The following is a 2656-nucleotide window of genomic DNA, read 5'->3' on the forward strand; positions in this document are numbered from 1 at the left end:
ACACGGATTCAGATTCTCCTTTTGTTTTGATCCGTGTGGTTTCCGCCCCATCCGTGCAATCCGCGGCAAAGCTGTTGTCTGTTCTCTCCGGATCTCTCCGCAAGAACGAAGAACGGCACGATGCGATGTCGCACCGTGCCGTTCTCTCACCGAAATGCCGGAGGTCAGGAAACGACCGGCAGTCCCTTGCGGATCTTGTCCTGCCACTCGGCCGGGCCGGTCTCGTGCACGTTGTCGCCGCCGGCATCAACGGCCACGGTCACCGGCATGTCTTCCACGTCAAACTCGTAGATGGCCTCCATGCCGAGGTCGGCGAATGCCACCACGCGAGAGGAACGAATCGCCTTCGATACGAGGTACGCCGCGCCACCCACGGCCATGAGGTAGGCCGCCTTGTGCTTGCGAATCGCCTCGAGGCCCGCCGCACCGCGTTCGGCCTTGCCGATCATCGCGATGAGCCCCGTCTTGGCCAGCATCATCTCGGTGAACTTGTCCATGCGCGTGGCCGTCGTCGGACCCGCTGGGCCCACCGCCTCATCACGCACCGGATCCACCGGGCCCACGTAGTAGATCACGCGATTCGTGAAGTCGACACCCTCCGGCAAACCTTCACCGCTCGCATAGAGATCGGCGATACGCTTGTGCGCCGCGTCGCGGCCCGTGAGCATCTTGCCGTTGAGCAACAGACGATCACCGGCCTTCCACGAGCGCACCACTTCCGGCGTGAGCGTGTCCAGGTCCACGCGCTTGGCGTTCCTGTCAGGACGCCAGGTGACGTCCGGCCAGTCGGAAAGCTTCGGCACCGGCAGCTCCGCCACACCACTGCCATCGAGCACGAAGTGCGCGTGACGCGTTGCGGCGCAGTTCGGGATCATCGCGATCGGCTTCGACGCCGCATGCGTGGGATAGTCCCAGATCTTCACGTCGAGCACCGTGGACAGGCCGCCCAGGCCCTGTGCACCAATGCCCAGCGCATTGATCTTGTCGCACAGCTCGATACGCATTTCCTCGATCTTGTTCTGCGGACCGCGTTCCTTGAGCTGTGCCATGTCGATGTGCTCCATGAGCGACTCCTTCGCCATGAGCATCGCCTTCTCGGCTGACCCACCGATGCCAATGCCGAGCATGCCCGGCGGGCACCAGCCGGCGCCCATCAGCGGCACCGTCTTGAGCACCCAGTCCACGATGTTGTCGCTCGGATTGAGCATCGCGAACTTGGACTTGTTCTCCGAGCCGCCGCCCTTGGCGCCGAGCTTCACGTCGACCGTGTCACCAGGCACGAGCTCCATGTGCACGACGGCCGGCGTGTTGTCGCGCGTGTTCTTACGCGAGAACGCCGGGTCGGCCACGATGGAAGCACGCAGGATGTTGTCGGGAAGCTGATAGGCGCGCCGCACGCCCTCGTTGACCATGTCCTGAATGGACAGGGTTGCGTCCCAACGCACGTTCATGCCGATCTTGAGAAACACCACCACGCTGCCCGTGTCCTGGCAGATGGGGCGATGTCCTTCGGCACACATGCGCGAATTCGTGAGGATCTGTGCAATCGCGTCCTTCGCCGCCGGTGACTGTTCCTTCTTGTAGGCGTCACCGAGTGCGTCGATGTAGTCCAGCGGGTGGTAATACGAGATGTGCTGGAGTGCGTCCGCGATCGACTGAATGAAGTCGGCTTGGGTGATGGTGGTCATGACTCTAAAGAAACAGGGGAATACGGGCGGAGTGAACCTTTCGGGTTCGATTCCGAAAAAAGACCGAATGTCATCGCCGCATCTGGCGCCCTACAATCATTCGGATGGAGCTCTCCGACTATCAGGTGGATCCGGTCACGGGATTCGTGGCGCGGGAATCGCTTCCCGATGCGTTGCCCAGCCTCTACGCAGCATGGGATGCCGTGGTCCCCGACTTGAGCGCCCTCATCCGGTCGCGGCGCGTGCGATCGGTACTGGCGGCGCTCCCCGTCCTCGACGTCGACGGGCTGACATCGGAAGCCGATCAGTCGCGAGCGTTGCTGTTGCTCACCCACTTCGCCAATGCGCATGTCTGGGGCGGAGACACTCCAGAGCTGCGCATCCCCCGCTCTGTGGCCGTCCCGCTCTGCGCCCTCGCGACGCGGATGGATCGGCCGCCCATCGCCCACTACGCCACCACCACCCTGATCAATTGGCGGCTGGTCGACAAGACACAGCCCGTCTCGGTGGACAATGCCCGGACGCAGATCCGTTTCCTTGGCGGCGTGGACGAGGACTGGTTCTTTATTGCCTCGATGGGTGTGGAACTGGCTGGTGCGCCGCTCATCCCGGTGTCGGTTGAGGCGGTGGCGCGAGCCGTCGAGGGCAGTGATGACGAGCTGGCCACGACGCTTGCGACCTTTGCTGGCGCGATGCCACAGGTGCATCGGGCCATGGAACACGTGCGCACCTGGTGTGACCCGTCCACGTACTATCTGCGGGTCCGCCCCTTTGTGAGCAGCTGGCCGCAGCCCGGTGTGGTGTACGAAGGTGTCTCCGACGAGCCGCGCCGCTACATCGGCGGCAGTGCCGGACAGAGTGCGTTGCTGCAGCTGTTTGACGCCATGCTCGGCGTGCACCATGCAGATCACCCCGCTGGAGCGTATCTGCGCAGCGTGCGCGGATACATGCCCGTGCGGCACCGTGCT

General features: G+C 63.5%; 2 protein-coding genes. One reads left to right on the forward strand and one right to left on the reverse strand.

Annotation, left to right across the window (positions count from 1 at the left end; all coding sequences use genetic code 11):
- Window positions 1–164 precede the first annotated feature (164 nt).
- Window positions 165–1688 (reverse strand): fumarate hydratase, encoded by a 1524-nt coding sequence (locus tag VGE27_RS04940; protein ID WP_331048525.1) that lies wholly within the window; start codon window positions 1686–1688, stop codon window positions 165–167.
- A gap of 104 nt (window positions 1689–1792) precedes the next feature.
- Here VGE27_RS04940 and VGE27_RS04945 point away from each other — a divergent pair.
- Window positions 1793–2656: hypothetical protein (locus VGE27_RS04945; protein ID WP_331048526.1), on the forward strand; the 864-nt coding region annotated here is incomplete at its 3' end.

It is taken from the genome of Gemmatimonas sp. (genome assembly GCF_036405635.1).
Classification (GTDB): Bacteria; Gemmatimonadota; Gemmatimonadetes; order Gemmatimonadales; family Gemmatimonadaceae; genus Gemmatimonas.

What these genes read in the sequence shown, in the direction of transcription:
- VGE27_RS04940 (WP_331048525.1), bottom strand. Translation starts at nt 1,688, where the DNA reads ATGACCACCATCACCCAAGCCGACTTCATTCAGTCGATCGCGGACGCA.